The 21,260-nt window shown below is 76.3% G+C and carries 19 protein-coding genes; 7 read left to right on the forward strand and 12 right to left on the reverse strand.

Annotated elements, in window-relative coordinates; all coding sequences use genetic code 11:
- Positions 1 to 34 precede the first annotated feature (34 nt).
- The 3 genes from IFT45_RS07490 to IFT45_RS07500 form a co-directional block, all read right to left on the reverse strand.
- Positions 35 to 391: a hypothetical protein gene (locus tag IFT45_RS07490; protein WP_056055223.1), complete on the reverse strand. Its 357-nt coding sequence runs from the start codon at positions 389 to 391 to the stop codon at positions 35 to 37.
- Positions 392 to 492: 101 nt separating this feature from the next.
- Positions 493 to 987, reverse strand: coding sequence for a MerR family transcriptional regulator (locus tag IFT45_RS07495; protein WP_185232831.1), 495 nt, complete (start codon positions 985 to 987; stop codon positions 493 to 495).
- Between the two features lie 2 nt (positions 988 to 989).
- Entirely contained in the window at positions 990 to 2,120 is a 1,131-nt protein-coding gene (locus tag IFT45_RS07500; protein ID WP_192127525.1) for an NAD(P)-dependent alcohol dehydrogenase, read from the reverse strand.
- 62 nt (positions 2,121 to 2,182) lie between these two features.
- Here IFT45_RS07500 and IFT45_RS07505 point away from each other — a divergent pair, with 62 nt between their 5' ends.
- Both IFT45_RS07505 and IFT45_RS07510 read left to right on the forward strand, forming a co-directional pair.
- Positions 2,183 to 2,464 carry a hypothetical protein gene (locus tag IFT45_RS07505; protein WP_056055219.1) on the forward strand — a complete coding sequence of 94 codons (282 nt, stop codon included), beginning with the start codon at positions 2,183 to 2,185 and terminating at the stop codon, positions 2,462 to 2,464.
- A gap of 76 nt (positions 2,465 to 2,540) precedes the next feature.
- Positions 2,541 to 4,160 (forward strand): molybdopterin-dependent oxidoreductase, encoded by a 1,620-nt coding sequence (locus IFT45_RS07510; RefSeq protein WP_192127527.1) that lies wholly within the window; start codon positions 2,541 to 2,543, stop codon positions 4,158 to 4,160.
- Positions 4,161 to 4,249: 89 nt separating this feature from the next.
- Here IFT45_RS07510 and IFT45_RS07515 read toward each other — a convergent pair whose 3' ends face one another.
- Together IFT45_RS07515 and IFT45_RS07520 are read right to left on the reverse strand one after the other, a co-directional pair.
- Positions 4,250 to 6,385 (reverse strand): ATP-dependent DNA helicase RecQ, encoded by a 2,136-nt coding sequence (locus IFT45_RS07515; RefSeq protein WP_192127529.1) that lies wholly within the window; start codon positions 6,383 to 6,385, stop codon positions 4,250 to 4,252.
- A gap of 58 nt (positions 6,386 to 6,443) precedes the next feature.
- Positions 6,444 to 7,127, reverse strand: coding sequence for a TetR/AcrR family transcriptional regulator (locus IFT45_RS07520; RefSeq protein ID WP_192127531.1), 684 nt, complete (start codon positions 7,125 to 7,127; stop codon positions 6,444 to 6,446).
- Positions 7,128 to 7,322: 195 nt separating this feature from the next.
- Here IFT45_RS07520 and IFT45_RS07525 point away from each other — a divergent pair, with 195 nt between their 5' ends.
- Positions 7,323 to 10,457 (forward strand): glycoside hydrolase family 2 TIM barrel-domain containing protein, encoded by a 3,135-nt coding sequence (locus tag IFT45_RS07525; protein ID WP_192127533.1) that lies wholly within the window; start codon positions 7,323 to 7,325, stop codon positions 10,455 to 10,457.
- Between the two features lie 130 nt (positions 10,458 to 10,587).
- Here the strand turns inward: IFT45_RS07525 and IFT45_RS17785 are convergent, their stop codons facing one another.
- On the reverse strand, positions 10,588 to 12,366 hold the full coding sequence (locus IFT45_RS17785) for an FAD-dependent oxidoreductase (RefSeq protein ID WP_192127535.1): 1,779 nt from the start codon (positions 12,364 to 12,366) through the stop codon (positions 10,588 to 10,590).
- A gap of 80 nt (positions 12,367 to 12,446) precedes the next feature.
- On the opposite strand from IFT45_RS17785, the gene IFT45_RS07535 reads away from it, so the two are divergent.
- Both IFT45_RS07535 and IFT45_RS07540 read left to right on the forward strand, forming a co-directional pair.
- Positions 12,447 to 13,073, forward strand: coding sequence for a helix-turn-helix domain-containing protein (locus IFT45_RS07535; RefSeq protein WP_197982292.1), 627 nt, complete (start codon positions 12,447 to 12,449; stop codon positions 13,071 to 13,073).
- A gap of 10 nt (positions 13,074 to 13,083) precedes the next feature.
- Complete coding sequence (locus IFT45_RS07540; RefSeq protein WP_192127538.1) at positions 13,084 to 13,788, forward strand: prolyl oligopeptidase family serine peptidase; 705 nt, start codon at positions 13,084 to 13,086, stop codon at positions 13,786 to 13,788.
- Between the two features lie 58 nt (positions 13,789 to 13,846).
- Here the strand turns inward: IFT45_RS07540 and IFT45_RS07545 are convergent, their stop codons facing one another.
- Positions 13,847 to 14,890, reverse strand: a complete 1,044-nt coding sequence (locus IFT45_RS07545) for an NAD(P)-dependent alcohol dehydrogenase (protein WP_192127540.1) — start codon at positions 14,888 to 14,890, stop codon at positions 13,847 to 13,849.
- Positions 14,891 to 15,004: 114 nt separating this feature from the next.
- Between IFT45_RS07545 and IFT45_RS07550 the strand changes: the two genes are divergently transcribed.
- Positions 15,005 to 15,514, forward strand: coding sequence for a DUF427 domain-containing protein (locus IFT45_RS07550; protein WP_192127542.1), 510 nt, complete (start codon positions 15,005 to 15,007; stop codon positions 15,512 to 15,514).
- 48 nt (positions 15,515 to 15,562) lie between these two features.
- On the opposite strand, the gene IFT45_RS07555 is transcribed toward IFT45_RS07550, so the two are convergent.
- From IFT45_RS07555 to IFT45_RS07570, 4 genes are all read right to left on the reverse strand, one after another.
- Positions 15,563 to 16,162, reverse strand: a complete 600-nt coding sequence (locus IFT45_RS07555; RefSeq protein WP_056055195.1) for a hypothetical protein — start codon at positions 16,160 to 16,162, stop codon at positions 15,563 to 15,565.
- A 309-nt stretch (positions 16,163 to 16,471) separates the two neighbouring features.
- Positions 16,472 to 16,978 carry a hypothetical protein gene (locus tag IFT45_RS07560; RefSeq protein WP_192127544.1) on the reverse strand — a complete coding sequence of 169 codons (507 nt, stop codon included), beginning with the start codon at positions 16,976 to 16,978 and terminating at the stop codon, positions 16,472 to 16,474.
- 52 nt (positions 16,979 to 17,030) lie between these two features.
- The gene (locus IFT45_RS07565; protein ID WP_056055189.1) at positions 17,031 to 17,510 is read right to left on the reverse strand and encodes a heme-degrading domain-containing protein; all 480 of its coding nucleotides are present in this window, start codon (positions 17,508 to 17,510) and stop codon (positions 17,031 to 17,033) included.
- 116 nt (positions 17,511 to 17,626) lie between these two features.
- Positions 17,627 to 18,850, reverse strand: a complete 1,224-nt coding sequence (locus IFT45_RS07570) for a glycosyltransferase (protein ID WP_371810904.1) — start codon at positions 18,848 to 18,850, stop codon at positions 17,627 to 17,629.
- Positions 18,851 to 19,003: 153 nt separating this feature from the next.
- On the opposite strand from IFT45_RS07570, the gene ligD reads away from it, so the two are divergent.
- The gene (gene ligD, locus IFT45_RS07575; RefSeq protein WP_192127546.1) at positions 19,004 to 20,041 is read left to right on the forward strand and encodes a non-homologous end-joining DNA ligase; all 1,038 of its coding nucleotides are present in this window, start codon (positions 19,004 to 19,006) and stop codon (positions 20,039 to 20,041) included.
- Between the two features lie 59 nt (positions 20,042 to 20,100).
- Here the strand turns inward: ligD and IFT45_RS07580 are convergent, their stop codons facing one another.
- Complete coding sequence (locus IFT45_RS07580) at positions 20,101 to 21,222, reverse strand: ATP-dependent DNA ligase (RefSeq protein WP_192127548.1); 1,122 nt, start codon at positions 21,220 to 21,222, stop codon at positions 20,101 to 20,103.
- Positions 21,223 to 21,260: the final 38 nt, after the last annotated feature.

Below are 21,260 nucleotides of genomic sequence, written 5' to 3' on the forward strand. Positions count from 1 at the left end.
GTGCGGCGGCACCTCCGGCGAGGCGTCGCCCGGCCTAGAAGGGCCCGGCCGCCGAGGCGATCGCCTGGAAGAGCGCCGTCGTGTCGGCGTCGCGCTTCTTGACGCTCGCGCCGATCGTGCCGGCGGGGGAGTGCACCTCGCCGGTCACGCGGATGCCCTGGTCGGTCGGCGTGAACACCAGGCGCACGACGTCGCGGTCGCTCGCCGTCGCGCTGCGGCGCAGCAGCTCGGCGCCCTCCTCGTCGGCCGAGGTGACGCTGAAGCCGGGCGTCGACTGCACGGCCCGGCGCACGAGCCCCGGCAGCAGCGCGGCCGGGAGCTTCAGCTCGAGGGAGGCGCGGGTCACGTCGGGGTCGCCGGTCACGATCTGCGGTGCACGTTCGTCAGCCATGGGCCGAGGCTACGGCACGGCGTCGGGGCCGCGCGCTGCCGGGCCGCGGCGGTCGCCGACTCCGCTCGCGCTCACGCTCGTGCCCGCGCATGATCTCGCGCTCAGTCCCCGACCTCGTCCTCGCAGTCGAGCCCGCGCGCGATGAGGCCGCGGTAGTCGTCGCACTTCGCGGTGAGCACGCCGAGGTCGGCCCGGAGCTGCGCCATCTGCTGCTCGATCGCGGTCACCTGGGCCTCGAGCAGGGCCAGCCGCACGGGGTGCGTCGCGAGCTCGCCCCGGCCCGCCTGCACGAAGGCGCGCACGTCCGCCACGGGCATGCCCGTCCGCCGGAGCGCCTGGACGAGCCGCACGAAGCGCACCGCGGCCGGGCCGTACCGGCGTCGGCCGTCGCCGCCCCGCCCGACGAGGGGGAGCAGCCCCTCCCGCTCGTACCAGCGCAGGGCGTCGACGCTGAGGCCGGTCGCCTCGGCGACGCGACCGATGCCGACGGGGGCGACCCGCGCCTCCTCGAGGACGTCGTCGAGGTCGGCCGCGTCGTGGGCGCGACCCGCCTCGCCGTCGAGGGGACGGAGCGGGGGAGGCGTCGCGAGCGTCATCGTCACAGGGTACGTCCGTCCTCCCAGCGGCCCGAGGCCCGTGCGCCCCCGGCGTCGGCGGCGGAGGCGGGCGAGGCCGCCGCGGCCGCCTGCGGGTCCGCCTCCGGTCGCAGGTCGAGGACGAACCGGTAGCGGACGTCGTTGTGGGCGAGGCGGTCGAGGGCCTCGGCGAGCCGGGCGGCCGGCAGCACCTCGACGTCGGCGACGACGCCGTGCTCGGCCGCGAAGTCGAGCATCGCCTGGGTGTCGGCCCGGCCGGCGCTGCCCGAGGCGGTCAACGACCGGTGGGGCAGCAGGCTCATCGCCGAGACGCTGTAGCGCGGCGGGATGCCGAGCATGCAGAGGGTGCCGCCGCGGCGCAGCGTCTCGAGGTACGGCGACGGGTCGTGGTCGCCCGAGGCGGTGTCGACGACGAGGTCGAAGCGCCGGGCGGCGGCCGCCATGGCCTCGGGGTCGGTCGACACGACGACCTCGACGGCGCCGAGCGCGAGGGCGTCGGACCGCTTGCGCGGCGACGTCGTGAAGACGGAGACCTCGGCGCCCCGGGCGACGGCGAACTTGACCGCGAGGTGGCCCAGGCCGCCCAGCCCGACGACGCCGACCCGGTCGCCGGGCCCCACGCCCGCCCGGGCGAGCGGGGCCCAGGTCGTCACGCCCGCGCACATCAGCGGGGCGACGGCCGCCGGGTCGAGGCCCGCGGGCAGGTGGTAGGCGAACGACTCGCGGACGACGTACTCGCCCGACCAGGCGCCCTGGGTGCGGCTGCCGTCGTGGCGGTCGCGCCCGCCGTAGGTGAGGGTCGGGAACTCCACGCAGAGCGACTGCTCGTCGGCGAGGCAGTTCTCGCACGTGCCGCAGGAGTCGACGATGTTGCCGACGGCGACCGGGTCGCCGACGGAGAACCCGGTGACGGCGGGGCCCACGGCGACGACCTCGCCGACGAACTCGTGGCCCGGCACGAGCGGCAGCTGGCCGGTCCGGGCCTGCTCGAGGGCGTGCAGGTCGCTGTGGCAGACGCCGCAGAAGTCGATCCGCACGGCGAGGTCGTCGGGGCGGAGGTCGCGGCGGTCGAGCGTGATCTGCCGGAGCGGGGCGCCGGGGGCGAGCAGGGCGTGGGCGGTCGTGGTCCTCATGGGGCGACCGTACGAGCTGGAGTGCGCTCCAGCGCAAGGGCCACCGCCCGTAGGGTGGGCGCATGAAGACTCTGTACTACGCGGGCCAGGAGCTGATCGTGACCGACGAGCTGGCCGAGGTGCTGCTGGCCGCGGCGATGGAGTTCAGCGACGACGACCGCACCTTCCGCGTGCCGGTCGCCTGCCGCCTCGACGGCGTGGCCCACATGGCGCAGCTGCTGCTCGGCCCGGGCATCCCGCTGCTCGTCGTCGACGCGCCGGACGACGTCGAGCCGGCCGCCGGGTCGGAGTCGTCGGCCGCCTTCATCGTCGAGCTGACCGAGAGCCTCGTCGACGAGGACTGAGCACCAGGGCGTCGCGACCGCCGACGGCTCGCGCCGCCGTCAGCTGGCTCCCCGTCCCCGGGCCTAGCCTCGGGGCATGTCCGTGCGCCTGGAGACCCCCGTCGAGCCCGCCTCCGCGGGGATGCCGCCCCGCGCCTCCTCGGGGTGGGCCGCCCTCGCCGGCGTCGTCTCGTTCGTGGCCTGGGCCGGCGCCGCCGAGGCGGGCGCCGTCGTCACCGGGCCCGGGGGCAGCCCGCTGCTCGCCGTCGGCTCCGCCGTGATCGACCTCGCGCCGGCCGCCGCCAAGGACACGATGGTGGGCCTGTTCGGCACCGGCGACAAGGTCGCCCTCGGCGTGCTGATGGCCGTGGTGCTCGTCGTCGTCACGGGCCTGGCCGGCGTCGCCGAGCAGCGCCGACCGCCGCTCGGCCGTGTCGTCTTCGGGGTCGGCGGGGCCCTCGCGGTCGCCGCGGTGCTCACCCGGGCCGGCAGCGGCAGCCTCGACGCGGCCCCGGCCGTGATCGGCACGGTGGTGGCGGTCGTGGTGCTGCCCGGCCTGCTCCGACGGCTGTGGCGCTGGCGCCTCTCGACCACCCCCGGCTGGGCCGCCGCGACCGAGCCCACGCCGCCGCTCGGCGGAGCCCCGGTCGAGCGCCGCAGCTTCCTCACCGCGATCGGGCTCACGAGCGCCGTCGCGGTCGTCGTGGGCGCCGGCGCCCGCGTGATCAACGCGGGCCGCGCCGACGTCGCGGCCCTGCGCGACGGCATCGCCCTCCCGGAGGCGGCCGTCACCGCCGAGCCCGTGCCGGCCGGCGCCTCCCTCGACGTGCCCGGCATCACGCCCTACGTGACCTCGAACGAAGACTTCTACCGCATCGACACGGCTCTCCGCGTGCCCTCGATCGACCCCGCCGAGTGGAGCCTGCGCATCCACGGCCTCGTCGAGAACGAGATCGTCGTCTCGTTCGACGAGCTGCTCGCCCTGCCCCTCGAGGAGCACCTCGCCACCCTCAGCTGCGTGTCGAACGAGGTCGGCGGCGACCTGATCGGCACCGCCCTCTGGCTCGGCCACCCGATCCGCACCCTGCTCGCCCGGGCGGTGCCGACAGCGGGCGCCGACATGGTGCTCTCGACCAGCGAGGACGGCTTCACCGCGGGCACCCCGCTCGACGTGCTCACCGACGAGGGCACCGACGCCCTGCTCGCCGTGGGCATGAACGGGCAGCCCCTGCCGCAGGAGCACGGCTTCCCCGTGCGCATGGTCGTGCCGGGCCTCTTCGGCTACGTCTCGGCGACGAAGTGGGTCGTCGACCTCGAGGTCACCCGCTTCGCCGACGCCGAGGGGTACTGGACGCCCCGCGGCTGGGACGCCCTCGGCCCGGTCAAGCTGGAGTCGCGGGTGGACGTGCCGGCGTCGGGCACGTCGGTCGACGCGGGCACCGTGCCGATCGCGGGCGTGGCGTGGCACCCGCACACGGGCGTCGCGCGCGTCGAGGTGCAGATCGACGACGAGCCGTGGGTCGACGCACAGCTCGCGGACTCCGTCTCGGCGGACACCTGGGTGCAGTGGGTGCACCGCTGGGAGGCGACGAGCGGGCGGCACACCGTGAGGGTCCGGGCGACCGGCGCCGACGGCGAGGTGCAGCGGGAGGCCCGGATGGCCCCCGCCCCGAACGGCGCCGAGGGCTGGGACGAGCACCAGGTCACGGTGCGCTGAGACCACCGCTCACCGAGCCGGGGCGGGGCGCGGCGCTTGTCGGGCCCGGCGCTCGTCGGGCCCGTCGGGCCCGCCGCCCGGCCCGCGCGCTACGCGACGACCCCGAGCGCGAACGGGAGCACCGCGGAGGCGCCCGCCCGACGGAGCTCGCGCCCCGCGACGGTGACCGTCCACCGGCTGTCGACGAGGTCGTCGACGAGCAGCACGGGCCCGGGCGTGGCCGCCAGGGCCGCGACGAGCTCGGGGCCGACCTCCACCGACCCCCACACGTCGGCGAGGCGGTAGACGCTGTTGCCGCCGCCGCGCGGGGCGTCGGACGAGCGCTGGCGGGTCGGCGTCAGCTGTCCGAGCACGGGCAGCCGCCCGACGTGGCCGAGGGCCTCGCCCAGCGAGGCCACGAGCTGCGGGTGCCCCTGCGACGGCATCACGACGATGCCGACGGGCCGCTCGGCCCAGCCCCAGTCGGCCAGCACCCGGACGCAGCCGTCGACGAGCGCCCGCGTGACGGGCTGGTCGGGCGTCGACGGCGCGAACACCTCCCGGAGCGTCGTGCCCCAGCCGAGGTCGGTGAGGCGCGCGAGGGCCCGCCCCTGCTCGACGCGCTCGTCGGGCGCGATCTTGCCCTTGGCGGGCACGCCGGCCCGGTCGGCGCCGGTGGGCCACTGCGCCCGCGGCTCGACCTCGACGCCCACGCGGTCGAGCGAGCTGGCGGCCGACGCGGCCGCGTCGCTCGTCACGTCGCTCGGGTACCAGGGGCCCGCACAGACGTCGCACCGGCCGCACGGCACCGCGGCGGGGTCGTCGAGGTCGAGCTGCAGCATCTGCATGCGGCAGGTGGCGCCCTCCTCGTAGCGGATCATCGACTCCTGCTCGGCGAGCCGGGCGGTCGCGATGCGGTCGTACCGCTCGCGGTCGTAGACCCACGGCCGCCCGGTCGAGACCCAGCCGCCCTGCACGCGGTGCACGGCGCCGTCGACGTCGAGCACCTTGAGCAGCAGCTCGAGCGGGGTGCGCTTGATGTCGACCCGCGCCTCCAGCGCCGGCGTCGAGAGCGGCGTCTCGCCGAGCTCGGCGAGCACGGCGCTCGCGCGCGCCTCGGAGGGCATCGACGCCGTCGCGAAGTACTGCCAGATCTCGCGGTCCTCGCGCCCGGGCAGCAGCAGCACGTCGGCGTTGTCGGTCGCGCGCCCGGCGCGGCCGATCTGCTGGTAGTAGGCGACCGGCGACGACGGCGCGCCGAGGTGCACCACGAAGCCGAGGTCGGGCTTGTCGAAGCCCATGCCGAGCGCGCTCGTCGCGACCAGCGCCTTGAGGTCGTTGGTCTTGAGGCGCTGCTCGAGCTGCTCGCGCTCTTCCGGGTCGGTGCGGCCGGTGTACGAGCGGACGTCGTGGCCGGCCTCGCGCAGCAGCCGGGCGGTGTCGTCGGCCGCCGAGATGGTCAGCGTGTAGATGATGCCGCTGCCCGCGAGGTCGCCGAGGTGGGCGAGCAGCCAGCCGAGCCGGTCGCGCGAGGTGGGCAGGTCGAGCACCCCCAGCCGCAGGGAGGCGCGGGCCAGCGAGCCGCGGATCGTCAGCACCGAGGTCTCCGGCCCCTCGGTCAGCTGCTCCTCGACGTCGGCCACGACGCGCTCGTTCGCGGTGGCCGTCGTGGCGAGGACGGGCACGCCGGCCGGCAGCGTGCGGATGAGCTCGGCCAGGCGCCGGTAGTCGGGGCGGAAGTCGTGCCCCCAGTCGCTGATGCAGTGCGCCTCGTCGACGACGAGCATGCCGAGCCGGTCGACCAGCAGCGGCAGCTGCTCGTCGCGGAACCTCGGGTTGTTGAGGCGCTCGGGCGACACGAGCAGCACGTCGACCTCGTCGGCGAGCAGCGCCTGCTGCACGTCGGCCCACTCGTGGGCGTTCGCCGAGTTGAGGGCCACCGCGCGGACGCCGGCCCGGGCGGCCGCGGCCACCTGGTCGCGCATCAGCGCGAGCAGCGGCGAGACGAGCAGGGCGGGCCCCGTGCCGCGACGCCGCAGCAGGAGGGTGGCGATGAAGTAGACCGCGGACTTGCCCCAGCCGGTGCGCTGCACGACGAGCGCGCGTCGGCGGTCGGCGACGAGGGCGCGGATCGCCTCGAGCTGGCCGTCGTGGAAGACGGCGTCGTCACGCCCGGTCAGGCGTCGCAGCAGCTCGAGGGCCTCGGCGTCGACGTCGGTCACGGCGGGGGCGGCGGTGTCGGTCATCGGGCCATGGTGCCACGCACCACCGACCCTGCCGGCCCCGGGCCGGCCGACGCCGGCCTCAGGAGGCGGCGGGCGCCTCCGGCACGACGACGAGCTCGAGGTGGTCGCGCAGCTGCCCCGGCACGTCGACCTCGTCGGGCGCGAGCAGCCACTGCAGCTGCAGGCCGTCCCAGAGGGCGACGAGGGCGGTCGCGGCCCGGTCGGGGTCGACGCCGGGCCGCAGGAGCCCGGCCGCCTGGAGCCCGCGGAAGGCGTCGCCGAACTCGCGACGGAGCCCGGCGAGGCGGGCGGAGACGTAGTCGCGGCCCGGGTTGCCCGCCGTGACGGCCTCGCCCGAGAGCACCGCGTAGAGCTCGACGACCCCGGGCACGGACTCGTTCGCGCGGGCCTGCCGCACGACGGCCTCGACCATCGAGCCCTCGGCGGGCGTCGCCGGCATCGGCCCCGCCGAGACCTCGTCGCGGCGCGCGAGGACGGCGAGCAGCAGGTGGCTCTTGGTGGGGAAGTAGTGCAGCAGGCTCGTCTGGCTCATGCCGACGACGTCGGCGACCTTCTGCAGCGAGCCCCCCGCGTAGCCGTGGGCAGCGAAGACCTCGAACGCGGCCGCGACGATCGCGGCCCGGCGCTCCGCCGACTTGGCGTACGGGCCCCGGCGAGCCCGCGGGGCGTCGGCCGCGGCGGCGGTGCCCGCGGCGTCGGCGCTGCCCGGCGCGGCGGCGGGGTCGGCGGGCGAGGCGGTCATGGGGGGCAGCCTACGACGCCCGGCGACGTGCCCCGCGAATTTCGAGCGACCACTCGACACTGTGTTAGCGTCGTCGCGTCCCGCCCACGTCGCCGGGGGCCCGCGCCTGCGCCCCGGTCGTCGTCGACGGCCGCCCCGCCCGCCCCCTCAGCACGGTCGACGCCCTCCCGCGGCGGCCCCGGAAGGACTCGTCCCGTGACGACCACCGCCTCGTACCTCACCGACACGGGCCCCGGCACGGGCCTCCGCAGCCCCGCCCGCTCCGCGCTGCACACCGACGCCCCGACCCTCTCGCTCGACGGCGAGTGGGCTTTCCGCCTGCTGGCCGGCGCGCCCGGCACGCCCGGCGGCCGGGGCGTCCTGCCCGAGGGCGAGGGCCCGACGGACTTCGCCGCGGTCGACCACGACGACTCCGGCTGGGAGACCATCGCGGTGCCGTCGCACTGGGTGCTGACCGGCGACGGCGAGCGCGGCCTGCCGATCTACACCAACGTGCAGTTCCCCTTCCCGACCGAGCCGCCCGCCGTGCCCGACGCGAACCCCACGGGCGACCACCGCCGCCGCTTCACGCTGCCCGCGAGCTTCGACGGCGCCGAGCGCGTGCTGCTGCGCTTCGAGGGCGTCGAGTCGCGCTACGTGGCCTGGGTCAACGGCGTCGAGGTCGGCATGGGCCTCGGCAGCCGCCTCGCGCAGGAGTTCGACGTCACCGACGTCGTCCGCCCCGGCGAGAACGTCGTCGCGGTGCGCGTGCACCAGTGGTCGGCGTCGAGCTACGTCGAGGACCAGGACCAGTGGTGGCTGCCCGGCATCTTCCGCAGCGTCACGCTGCAGGCGCGGCCGGTCGGCGGCCTCGACGACGTCTGGCTGCAGACGCCGTGGCACGGCGCCGCCGGCGAGCCCGCGGGAGGCGCGTCGATCGTCGCCGAGGTCACGGCCGGCCCCGCGGCCTGGCCGGTGGTGCTCTCGGTGCCCGAGCTGAGCGTCGAGGTGACCTGGTCGTCGCCCGCCGACGTCGCCCCGGTCGAGATCGCGGAGGGCGTCGCGCCGTGGAGCGCCGAGACGCCCCGCCTGTACGACGCCACGGTGACGAGCGCCGGGGGAGCGGAGACGATCTCGCTCCGCCTCGGCTTCCGCACCGTCCGCGTCGACGGCGACCTCTTCACCGTCAACGGCCGCCGCGTCGTGTTCCACGGCGTGAACCGGCACGAGACGCACCCCGACCGCGGCCGCGTGTTCGACGAGGAGTGGTCGCGCCGCGACCTCGAGCAGATGAAGCGGCACAACGTGAACGCGATCCGCACGTCGCACTACCCGCCGCACCCGCGCCTCCTCGACCTGGCCGACGAGTACGGCTTCTGGGTCGTGCTCGAGAACGACCTCGAGACGCACGGCTTCGAGCGCGGCGCCTGGGTCGGCAACCCCAGTGACGACCCGGCCTGGCACGACGCCCTGGTCGACCGGATGGTGCGCACGGTCGAGCGCGACAAGAACCACCCGTCGATCGTGATGTGGTCGCTCGGCAACGAGGCGGGCACGGGGCAGAACCTCGCCGCGATGGCTGCGTGGACGCACGCCCGCGACGCCGGCCGCCCGGTGCACTACGAGGGCGACTACACGGGCGCCTACACCGACGTCTACTCGCGCATGTACTCGTTCGTCGACGAGACGCGCGCGATCGGCGCCGGCGACGAGAGCGTGCCCCTGCTCGGCACCACGGCGGCGGAGGCGGCCCGCCAGCGCTCGAAGCCGTTCCTCCTCTGCGAGTACGTCCACGCGATGGGCAACGGCCCCGGCGCGATCGACGAGTACGAGGACCTCGTCGACGAGTTCCCCCGCCTGCACGGCGGCTTCGTCTGGGAGTGGCGCGACCACGGCATCCGCACGCGGGCCGCCGACGGCACCGAGTTCTTCGGCTACGGCGGCGACTTCGGCGAGGTGGTGCACGACGGCAACTTCGTGATGGACGGCATGGTGCTCAGCGACGACACGGCCTCGCCCGGGCTCGCCGAGTGGGCCCAGGTCGTCGCGCCCCTGCGGGTGCGGTTCGAGGCCGTCGAGGGCGGCGGGGCCGTCGTGGTCGTGTCGAACCGGCGGCACTCGGCCGACGCCTCCGACGTGGCCTTCCGCTGGTCGGTCGCCCACGACGGCGTGGAGGCGGCCGCGGGCGTGCTCGACGTCGTCGGCCTCGGCGGCGGGGCCGTCGCCGCGGGCGAGGTCGTGCGCCTCGCCCTGCCGGAGGTGCCGGTCGCGGCCCTCGGCGAGACCTGGCTGACGATCGAGGTCGTCACCGTCGCCGACGCGACCTGGTCCCCGGCCGGCCACGTCGTCTCGACCGCGCAGCTCGACCTCACGCTGCCGGGCTCCGCACCGGTCGCGTCGGCCGCGCCGCGGCCCACGGTGGCGACGGCCCTCGACACCGCGGCGGGCATCGCCTCCGGTCGGCTCGACCTCGGCCCCGCGAGCTTCGTCGACGGCCGTCTGGTCGCCCTGGCCGGCCGGCCGGTCGACGGGCCCCGCCTCGAGCTGTGGCGCGCCCCCACCGACAACGACCGCGGCCACTGGTGGGCACCTCGTGACCGCGACGCCGACGTCATGCGCGACCGGCACCGCAGCGACCGCTACCTCGAGAGCCTCGAGCCGAGCGCCGAGACGGTCTGGCGCCGCGCCGGCCTCGACCGCCTCACGGGCCGCGTGCTCGCCGTCTCGACGACGGCGACCTCGGTGCAGGTCCGCACGCGCTGGGCGGCGGCCGACGCCGGTCAGGCCGTCACCGTCGACGAGCGCTGGACGCTCGACGGCGACGACGTCTGGCTCGCCCTCGACCTCGTGCCGACCGCGGGCTGGGACGTCACCTGGCCCCGCGTCGGCGTGCGGCTCGACCTGCCCGTCGACGTCGAGCGGGCGTCGTGGTTCGGCACCGGCCCGGCCGAGTCGTACCCCGACTCGCGGCACGCCGCCGTCGTCGGCCGCTTCGAGTCGGCGGTCGACGACCTCGTCGTGGACTACGCCCGCCCGCAGGAGAGCGGACACCGCAGCGACCTCCGCCAGCTCGACCTCGCCACCGCCGAGGAAGGCGCGTGGCTGCGCGTCGAGGCCCTGCCCGACACGGCGGGTCGTCGCCCCGGCTTCACCCTGCGCCGCCACACCGCGCAGCAGGTCGACGCGGCCGCGCACCCGCACGAGCTGCCGGCGCCGACGGCCACTCACCTGTGGCTCGACGCCGCGCAGCACGGGCTCGGCTCCCGGGCCTGCGGGCCCGACGTGTCGGCGCCCCACGTGCTGCGCCCCGGCGCGCACGCGCTGCGCCTCCGCCTCAGCGCGCTGGGCTAGCCCGGCAGCCCGGCAGCCCGGCAGCCCGGGCGACGCGAGGTCGGTCGGTCGGGACCGTGCACGCCGAGTGGTCACGAACGGCTCGTCCCCCCGCCGGGAGCAGCAGATCGCGACCACTCGGTGGCCGGGCTCAGGAGGCGCGGTGCGCGCGGACGACCACGTCGCGCATCGGGCCGCCCCCGTGGTGCGCCGAGGTGGCGGCTCGCTCGCGCGCCCCGGCCACCTCGACCTCGAGCCCCTCGCCCTCGATCGCGGCGAGGACGTCGTCGACCGTGAACATGAGGTCACGCCGGTGCGCCATCCGCTCCGGGTCGTCGGTGAGGTCGTGCCCGACCACGAGCAGCGTCCCGCCGGGAGCCACCGCCGCCGCGAGCGCCCGGAAGAGCACGGCCCGCTCCGGGTCGGCGAGGTGCATGAACTGGGCCGAGACGAGGTCGAAGGCGCCCGGCTCGGGTGCCCAGGCCGTGACGTCGTGCTGCTCCCAGGTGATCCGGGCGGCGGCGGCCGGGTCGGTGGCCTCGGCGCGACGGGCGGCCTTGGCGAGCGCCGCCTCCGCGATGTCGGTGCCGGTCACCGTCCAGCCCCGCCGGGCCAGCCAGATCGCGTCGCCGCCCTCGCCGCTGCCGACGTCGAGCGCCCGCCCGGGCGTCAGGTCGACCGTCTCGGCGACGAGCTGGGCGTTGGGCTCGCCGCTCCAGGTGAAGCCCTCCGAGCCGTAGCGCTCCTCCCAGTACGCGCGGTCGAAGACCTCCTGCTCGGGGCGGCTCGGCGCGCCCCCGTCGGCGTCGCCGGACCGGGGCGCGACCCCGTGCCGCCGCTCGCCGAGCAGCCGGGCGGTGCCCGCCGACTCGGCCGCGGCGCTGAACGGAGCCCGCCGGGCTACGACGGCGAGGGCGGTGTCCTCCGCCACGAGGTCGGCGTTCGCGAGGGCGGCCGCCCTCACGCCGGACGCCGCCGCCGCGACCACCTGCATCATCGGGTCGGCGACGTTGCCCGCCAGCCAGAGGCCCGGGACGCTCGTGGCGCCGGTGGCCGGGTCGGACGGCACGACGAGCCCGACGCCCAGCGGGTGGGGCTCCTGCTCGACGCCCAGCCCGGTCAGCAGGTCCGAGTTCACGTGCAGGGCAGCCCCGAGCGCCAGGGCCTCCACCGGGCGGGTGCGCCCCGACGCGAGCTCGACCCCGCTCATCCGGTCGTCGGTGACGAGCACCCGGGTGACGGCTCCCGTCACGACACCGATGCCCCGCGCGGCGAGCTGCTCCCACTCCTCCTCCGTGGGCTCCACCGCGTCGTTGAGGAACAGCACCACGCGGTCGCTCCACTGCCGGAAGAGCAGGGCCTGGTGCACCGACAGCGGCCCGCCGCCGAGCACGCCGATCAGCCGGTCGCGCACCTCCCAGCCGTGGCAGTACGGGCAGTGCACGGCGTCCCGGCCCCACCGCTCGGCGAGGCCGGCCACGGGAGGCAGCTGGTCGCTGACGCCGGTCGTGACGACGACCCGCCGGGCGAGGACGGTCTCGACCCGGCCGCCCGCGTGCGTGACGGACGCCCGGAAGCGGGCCGCGACTCCCGGGGCCGGCTCGACGCGGTCGAGGGCCGTGACCGTCCCGGCACGGACCTCGCCGCCGTGGGACTCGACCTCGGCGCGGCCGAGGCGCGTCAGCTCGGCGGGGGCGATCCCGTCGCGGGTGAGGAAGCCGTGCACGCCCGCGGCGGGGGCGTTCCGGGGCTCGCCCGCGTCGACGACGACGACGTCGCGGCGGGCGCGGGCGAGCGTGAGGCCCGCGCTGAGCCCGGCGGCGCCGCCGCCGACGACGAGCACGTCGCGGACGACGTCGGGGGCGTCACCGGCGTCACGGGCAGGGTCGGGGGAGCCGCTCGGGGCGGGGGTGCTGTGGTCGTTCGTCATGGTGGTGACCTCCTGCCTCGATGGTCGCCCCGCGCCTCCACTGGCGACAAGCTCTCTTGCCGAAGTGGCAAGATGCGGGCATGGACACGCACCGACACGGCCCGACCGCCCCCGCCCCGGCCGACGACACCGACGCCGTCCTCGCCGGGGTCGGACCGCGTCTCCGCGCCCTGCGCACCGCCCGGAACGCGACCCTCGACCAGCTCTCCGCCGAGACGGGCATCTCGGTCAGCACCCTGTCGCGCCTCGAGTCGGGGCAGCGCCGCCCCGCGCTCGAGCTGCTGCTGCCGCTCGCCCGGGTGCACGGGGTGCCGCTCGACGAGCTCGTCGGCGCGCCGGAGACGGGCGACCCGCGGGTGCACCTCAGGGCCGTCGCCTGGCGCGGCGGGTCGATCCTGCCGCTGTCGCGCGGGGGGAGCGGCCTGCAGGCGTTCAAGCACGTCATCCCGGCGTCGGTGCCGGAGGGCACCCCCGAGCTGCGCACGCACGACGGCTGGGACTGGCTCTACGTGCTGAAGGGCCGGCTCCGCGTGGTGCTCGGCGAGCACGACCTCGTGCTGCCCGCGGGCGAGGCGGCCGAGTTCGACACCCGAACGCCGCACTGGTTCGGCCGGGTGGGGCCCGGCGACGTCGAGTTCCTCAGCCTCTTCGGCCGCCAGGGCGAGCGCATGCACGTCCGGGCGGCGCCGCCCGGCCGCTTCGAGTAGCGTCCTGCCCGTGACCGACCACCGCCCGGCCGACGCCCGGAGCCCCGAGCCGACCGCCCGCCCGCTGCACGTCCTCGTCCTGCCCGGCGGGGGCTACCAGCACCTCGCCGACCACGAGGGCGAGCCGGTGGCCGAGTGGCTGCGGTCTCTCGGGCACAGCGCGGAGGTCGTCCGGTACCCGCTCGACACGCGGCACCCCGGCCCCCTCGAGCACGTGCGCGGGGCCGTCCGGGCCGCCCGGGGGGCGGGCCACGAGCGCGTCGGCCTGCTCGGCTTCTCCGCCGGCGGCCACGCCGCGGGCCTCGCCGCCCTCGCCCCCGGAGCCACGGGGGAGGCGCGGGTGGACCTGGTCGTGCTCGCCTACCCGGTCGTCTCCATGCGCACGCCCACCCACGGCGGCTCGCGCGCGGCGCTGATCGGCCTCGACGCCCCAGACGACCTCCGGGCCGCGACGTCGCTCGACGCCCTGGTGACCCGCGACTCCCCACCGACCTTCGTGTGGCACACCGCCGACGACGAGACGGTGCCCGTCGAGCACGCGTACCTGATGGGGGCGGCCCTCGCCGAGGCCGGAGTGCCGCACGCCCTGCACGTCTACGCCTCGGGCCGGCACGGCCTCGGGCTCGCCGAGGGCGCCGGGCCCGCCGCGGCGTGGACCCGCGACTGCGCCGAGTGGCTCGACGACCAGCTCGGGGGGCCGAGCCGGGCCGGCTGACCGCACCGGCCCGTCGAGCTCGGCCCGCCCAGCCAGCCCGACCCCGACCTGCCCGCCGCTACGGGACGATGACGGCCCGGCCGCGCACCGTCCCGGCCGCGAGCGCCTCGTAGGCCGACGGGGCGTCGTCGAGCGAGTAGCGCTGCGTCTCGACGCTCACCCGCCCGGCGCGCGCGAGGTCGAGCACCTCGATCAGCTCGCTGCGGCTGCCCCAGTAGGGCACCCGCACGGCCGCGTCGTAGGCGATCGAGCCGAAGCCGAGCTCGACCGTGCCGCCGCCGATGCCGACGATCGTGACGTCCGCCTCCGTCGCCGCCACCGCGACCGCCGTCGCCATCGTGGGGCGCGCGCCGACGAAGTCGAACACCGCGTTCGCGCCGACGCCGCCGGTGATGGTGCGGACGGCCTCGGCGGCGTGCTCGTCGCTGATCACGACGTGGTCGGCGCCGACGTGCGTCGCCAGCTCGAGCTTCTCGTCGCTGACGTCGAGGGCGATCACCTGCGCGCCCGAGAGCGCCTTGAGGATCTGGATGCCGACGTGCCCGAGGCCGCCCGTGCCGATGACGACGGCGAAGGTGCCCGCCCCGAGCTTCGGCAGCGACGCCTTGATCGCGTGGTACGGGGTCAGGCCGGCGTCGGTGAGCGAGACGTTCTCGACCGGGTCGAGGTCGCCGAGCGGCACGAGGTGGCGCGGGTCGTCGACGATCATGTACTCGGCCATCGAGCCGGGGGCGCCGAGCCCGGGGGGCTTGATGCCCTCGGCGGCGGCGTTGACGCAGTAGTTCTCCTTGCCCTGCGCGCACTGGTGGCAGCGCCCGCAGCCCCACGGCCCGTAGACGGCCACCGCGTCGCCGACCGAGACGTGCTCGACTCCCTCGCCGAGCTCCTCGACGACGCCGACGCCCTCGTGCCCGAGCGTGAGCGGCAGGGGGTAGCCCTGCGCCGTGTAGTCCTCCTCGGAGAGGCTCATGACGTACTCGTCGCTGTGGCAGACGCCGGCGGCGGTGACGCGGATCAGCACCTGCCCCGGCCCCGGCGAGGGCTTCTCGACCTCGACGACGACGGGGTGCTGACCGACCTGGGTGTACTGGAGTGCCTTCATGGGGTGCACGGTAGACCCGACCGAACCAGGCGGTCCGCCCGATGTGCGACACGTGCAGCCCAGGCTCAGGTGGGCGGGCAGCGGCCTCCGAGCCGCCGCGAGCATGATGGCCGCATGAGAGCGAAGCGCGAGCCCGTCCGCCGTCAGGAGCCCGGCCCGGGCCAGGAGTCCGTCTGGGACTACCCCCGGCCCCCGAGGGTCGAGGCCCGCTCCGAGCGGGTGGTCGTCCGCCTCGGCGGCCAGGTCGTCGCCGACACGACCTCGGCGTACCGGGTGCTCGAGACGAGCCACCCGCCGGTCTGGTACCTGCCGCGCACGGCCTTCGCGGAGGGGGCCCTGCAGCCGGCCTCCGGCACGAGCATGTGCGAGTACAAGGGCCGAGCGAAGTACGTCGACGTGGTCGGCGGCGGGGCCCGCGCCTCCTCGGCCGGCTGGACGTACCCGAGCCCGTGGGCGGGCTACGAGGTGCTCGTCGACCACGTCGCGCTCTACCCGGGGCGGATGGACTCGTGCGAGATCGACGGCGAGGTCGTCCAGGCCCAGCAGGGCGACTTCTACGGCGGCTGGATCACGGCGTCGGTCGTCGGCCCGTTCAAGGGCGCGCCCGGCACGATGGGCTGGTAGCGGCCCCGGCGGCCCCGGCGCCGTCGTGCGTGTGGCCGCGTCCGGCGACTACGGCGTCGTGCGCGCCGTCAGCTCGGCCACGACCACCTCGGCGTCGGCGAACCACCGCGTGTAGTGGTCGGGGTCGGCGTTGACCTGCACGGCGTGGGCGGCCTCGGTGGGCGAGAGCTCCTTCCAGCCGGGGATGCGCACGAGCTTCGTGAAGAACATCGTGGCGGCCGTGTACGGGTCCATCCGCTGCTCGTAGGTGCCCCAGAGGCCGTTGTCGCGCTGCTGGAAGAGCCCTCGGCTGTCGGGGCCGACGTCGTCGCCGTGGTCGATGTTGCGGAGGCTCGACTCGCCCATCGCCGTCATCACGCCGATGGCCTGCGTGTGGGTGCCGATGCCCTGCGCCTTGGCGGCCTCCATGATCCAGGCGGCGTTGACGAGGCGGTCCTGGCAGTAGCCGGCGACGGGGCCGGCGGGCACCGAGATGGTGCCGATCTGCACGGGCGGCACGTCGGGGCAGGTGGGCTGGCTCGTGACCGCGGCGGCGGTCGGCTCGTCACGGGGAGCGCTCAGCGACGACACGACCATCGCGACCGCGACGACGAGCCCGACGGCCCCGAGGCAGAACACGACGGAGGCGGCGATGAGCAGACGGCGCACGGTGCGTCCTCCAGGGGGTCGGGCCAGGGTCGCTCCCGATGCTAGGCGAGACAGCTGGCAGACCGTGCCAGCGCCGGGCCCGGGTCAGCCCACGGGCTGAGCCCGTCGCTCCGTCTCGTGCGGAACCACGTCCTCGCACCGGAACCACGCCGCGGCGTGGTTCCGGTGCGAAGAAGTGGTGCCCGAGCGGCGGGGTGGGGGACGCGCGGGCGCGGGAGGCGCGGGGCAGGGATCGGGGAAGCGCGGGCGGGGAGGCGCGGGGCAGGGATCGGGGAGGCGCGGGGCAGGGCGGGCGCGGGCGACCGCGGCTCAGAGGAGGTCGGCGCGGTCGGCGAGGTACGCGCCGAGCTCGCGCAGTTCGCCCGGGCCGCGGCCCCAGCGCACGTGCACGGCGTCGCCGACCAGCACGAGGGGCTCGGCCGCACCCGAGCGCAGGGCCTCGGCGTCGGTCCGCACCGGCACGTGGCCGTAGTTGACCACCTCGCCCTCGGCGAACTTCCGCGACGCAGCCCGTCGGGCGTCACGCCGCTCCTCGACCGAGGCCGACAGGTGCTGCTCGCGCTTGGGCTCGGTGGCGCGGGTGATGGTGCCGGTCGCCCAGACCTGCCCCTCGGGGCCGAGCAGCAGCACCCCGAGGCGCCAGGCCCGGCCCGCCGGCAGCAGCGAGGCCGACGTGTGCACGAGCAGCAGCCGTCGTGACGCCTTCACGGTCGCGAGCGACTCCTGGCGGGCGTCGCGGGCCGCCAGCTCGGCGACCGTGCGGCCGAGCAGCCCGGCCAGTGCCGCGGCCGCGCGCGTGGCCTCGTCGTCGCTCACGGCGCCTCCCTCGGTCGGTGTCGTGCCGTCGGTCGTGCCGTCGTCGGTCGGGTCAGCTGTCGTAGCCGTGGGCGAGGAAGTCCTCGACGAGCTCGACGACGAGGGCGTGGTCGTCGGCCTGGGGCAGGCCCGAGACCCCGACCGAGCCGACCGGGCCGACGCCGCGCACGATGACGGGGAACACCCCGCCGTGGGCGGCGTAGACGCCCGGGTCGAGCCGCGACTTCTCGTCGAAGGTCGAGCCGGCGACGCGGAAGGTCTCGCCGACGCGGTACGAGCTCTGGCCCCAGCGCTCGACGACGCGGGCCTTGCGGTCGAGCCACTCGTCGTTGTCGCGCGAGGTGCCGGGCAGGGCGGCGTGGAAGACGCGCTGCCGGCCCTTCATCACCGCGATCGCCACGGGCAGCTGACGGCGGCGGGCCTCGGCGAGCACGTGGGCGCCGAGGTCGAGGGCGGTCTCGGTCGTGAAGCGGCGGAACGTCAGGCGCTCCTCCTGCTCCTCGAGGGTGCGAAGCAGCGTGTCGTCGGTCATGGGTGCCTCCGGGGAGTCGGGCGGTGCGGGCGTCGTCGCCCGCCCCGAGCCTAGGGCCGCGGGCCGGAGGGCGGCCTGAGCGCCGTCCGGGTGGGCGTCGGCGCGGTGCGGCAGGGTCAGCGCCGCCCGCCCGCGGCTGCGAGCTCGGTGCAGTCGTCGCTGCCGGTGAGGCGGCAGTACACGTCGGCCAGCTCGGCGGCGGAGAGCGACCAGGGGTGCTCGAGCGCGCGCTGCCGGGCGGCGGTCGCGAGGCGCTGCCAGGTCGCGTCGTCGCCGAGCAGGCGGGTCAGCGTCTCGCCCCAGCGGGCCGGGTCGCGGCTGTCGAGCACGACGCCGGTGACGCCGTCGACGACCGACTCGCGCAGGCCCCCCGACGCGGCGGCGACGACCGGGACCCCGCTCGCGGCCGCCTCGAGGGCGATCAGCCCGTACGTCTCCGAGTGCGACGGCACCAGCACCAGGCGGGAGTCGCGGAGCAGGGCGGCGAGGCCCGCTCGCGTCCGCGGCCCCAGGAAGCGCACGTCGAGGTCGAGGCGGGCGGCGAGGTCCTCCAGCTCGTGCTCGTAGCCGGCGTGCTCGGTGCTGGCGCCGCCGGCGATCACGAGCTCGGGGCGCAGGTCGGCCGGGACCGCCGCGACCGCGGCCACGGCGAGGTCGGGCGCCTTCAGCGGCTCGAGCCGACCGGCGACCACGACGTAGGGCCGGTCGGAGCGGGGCTCGCCCGGCGTCGCCGGCCGGAAGAGCTCGGCGTCGACACCGGGCAGCACGACCCAGAGCCGGGCCGGGTCACCGCCGAGCCGCGTGGCGACCGTCTCGGCCTCCGCACGGCTGATCGCGACGACCGCGTCGCTCTCCCGCGCGAGCAGGGCCTCGCCGGCGAGGCGGCCGGGCGACTCGGCGCGCTCGCCGTCGGAGAGGGGCGTCTCGTCGCCCGCGGCGATCGAGTGGAAGCTCTGCACGTGCGGCACGCCGCGCTCGCGCGCGACCGGCAGCGCAGCGACGCCGCTGAACCAGTGGTGCGAGTGGATGACGTCCCAGGGGCCCTGCTCGGCCAGGCGCTCGCGGAACTCGTCGACGAACTCCTCGTGGCGGCCCTTCGTGACGGGCTCGGTCGGGCCGGCGGTCAGGACGCGCAGCGTGACCCCGGGCGAGAGCTCGACGGTGTCGGGCCCGTCGGGCGACGAGCGCCGGGTGAGGATCTCGACCCGGTGCCCGGCTGCGCCGAGGGCCTCGGCCTGGTTGCGCACGACGACGTTCATGCCGCCCACGTCGCCCGAGCCGGGCTCGGCACCGGGGGAGGTGTGCAGCGAGACGAGCGCGATGCGGAGGGGGGAGGTCACCGCCCGAGCGTACCCGCCCCGCGGCGGGCGCCCCCGCGCCGCTCGGCCCCGCCCGGCCCCGCCCGTCCGCCCGGCCCTGCCCGCCCGGCCCCGCCCGCCCGGCCCCACCTGGCCGGCCCGGCCCCGCCCGGGGCCCCGGAGCTAGGGTGAGGCATGGCGAGCGAGGCGACGATGCTGCAGGTGGGCGACCGTGAGGTCCGGATCTCGAGTCCGGGCCGGGTGCTCTGGCCCGACCTGGGCGTGACGAAGCTCGACCTCGCGCGCTACCTCGTCGACGTGGGCGACGCGTTCGTCCGCGCGAACGGCGACCGCCCGATCTCGCTGCAGAGGTTCCCCGGCGGGGTCGACGGCGACGACTACTTCTCGAAGAACCCGCCCCGCGGCGCCCCCGACCACGTGCGCAGCGTCGTCGTGACCTACCCGAGCGCCCGCTCGCACCCCCAGCTCGTCATCGACGAGCCGGCCGGGGCCGTCTGGGCGGCGCAGATGAACACGGTCGTCTTCCACCCCTGGGCCTCGCGGGCCGGGGCGAGCGACCTGCCCGACCAGCTCCGGGTCGACCTCGACCCCCAGCCGGGCACCGACTTCTCCGACGCGGTGCCCGCGGCGCACGAGCTCCGGCGCGTGCTGGCCGACGCCGGGCTGACGGCGTTCATCAAGACGAGCGGCAACCGCGGCCTGCACGTCTTCGCGCCGATCGAGCCGACCCGGGAGTTCCTCGACGTGCGGCACGCGGTGATCGCCGCGGCGCGTGAGCTGGAGCGCCGCATGCCCGACGCCGTGACCACGAACTGGTGGAAGGAGGAGCGGGGCCGCCGCGTCTTCGTCGACTACAACCAGGCGAACCGCGACCGCACCATGGCGGGTGCCTGGTCTCCCCGGGCGCTGGCCCGCGCCTCCGTCTCGACCCCGCTCGAGTGGAGCGAGCTCGACGCGACCGACCCGGCGGCGCACACCGTGCTCACCGTGCCGGGCCGCCTCGCCGCGACGGGCGATCCGTGGGAGCACATGCACGACGAGCCCGGCACGATCGACGCGCTGCTCGGCTGGTGGGAGCGCGACGTCGAGGCGGGCCTCGGCGAGCTGCCCTTCCCGCCCGACTTCCCGAAGATGCCGGGCGAGCCGCCCCGCGTGCAGCCCAGCCGGGCGAAGGCGGCGCCGCAGGGCGACCAGGTCGCGCCGGTCGAGTAGGCCCGAGAGCAGGACGGCAGGAGTCGCGGGTCGGCCCCCGCAGGCGCCTCGCCGACCCGTCAGGCCCGGACGAGCACCTCGCCCAGGTCGTACGCCGTCGGCACCTCCAGCTGGTCGAACCCGCACGAGCGCGCCTCGCGGTCGGCCCGCCACCGGGCCACCTGCACCGTGTGCCGGAACCGCTGCCCCTCCATCTGGTCGTAGCGCACCTCGACCACCCGCTCGGGGCGGAGCGGGACGTACGAGACGTCCTTCCCCGACGAGAAGCGGCTGCGGTCGGTCTCGGCGTGAGCGACCCCGCCGTCGTCGTCGTGCACGACGAGGTCGGCCAGCTCGTCGACGAGCTCGAGGCGACGGGCGTCCGAGAACGCGGAGGCGCCTCCCACGTTCCGGAGCTCGCCGTCGGCGTCGTGCAGGCCGAGCAGCAGCGACCCCACGCCCTGCCCGCTCTTGTGCACCCGGTAGCCGAGCACGACGACGTCGGCGGTGCGGTGGTGCTTGACCTTGAGCATCGTGCGCTTGCTCGGCCGGTAGGGGCTCGCCAGGGGCTTGGCGACGACGCCGTCGAGCCCGGCGCCCTCGAACTCGACGAGCCAGCGGCGAGCGACCTCGGCGTCGGTGGTCGTGCGGCTCAGGTGCAGCGGGGCCTCGGCGTCGGCGAGGAGGCGCTCGAGGGCGGCCCGGCGCTCGCCGAAGGGGCGCTCCGAGAGGCTCTCGTCGCCCTCGGCGAGCAGGTCGAACGCGACGAACGAGGCCGGCGTCGAGACCGAGAGCGTGGCGACGCGCGAGGCCGCGGGGTGGATGCGCTGCGAGAGGGCGTCCCAGTCGAGCCGCTCGTCGCCGGGCTCGCCCTGCCTCAGCACGATCTCGCCGTCGAGCACGCACGGGCCGGGCAGGCCCTCGGCGAGCGCGGCCACGAGCTCGGGGAAGTACCGGGTGAGCGGCTTCGAGCCGCGGCTGCCGAGCTCCACCGTCTCGCCGTCGAAGTAGACGAGGCCGCGGAAGCCGTCCCACTTCGGCTCGTACGACAGGCCGCCCTCGACGCTGTCGGCGTCGGGCACGGCCGCGACGGCCTTCGCGAGCATCGGGGCGACGGGGTCGGTGATCGACGGGACGGCGGCGGCGCGGGCGTCAGAGTCGGTGCCGGTGTCGGCGTCGCGAGCGGGGGAGTCGGTGGTCATGCGCCGAGTCTGGCCCGGGTCGCCGCCTCCGGCCCGGG

The sequence above is a fragment of the Frigoribacterium sp. CFBP 13707 genome (assembly GCF_014842245.1).
Lineage (GTDB): Bacteria > Actinomycetota > Actinomycetes > Actinomycetales > Microbacteriaceae > Frigoribacterium > Frigoribacterium endophyticum.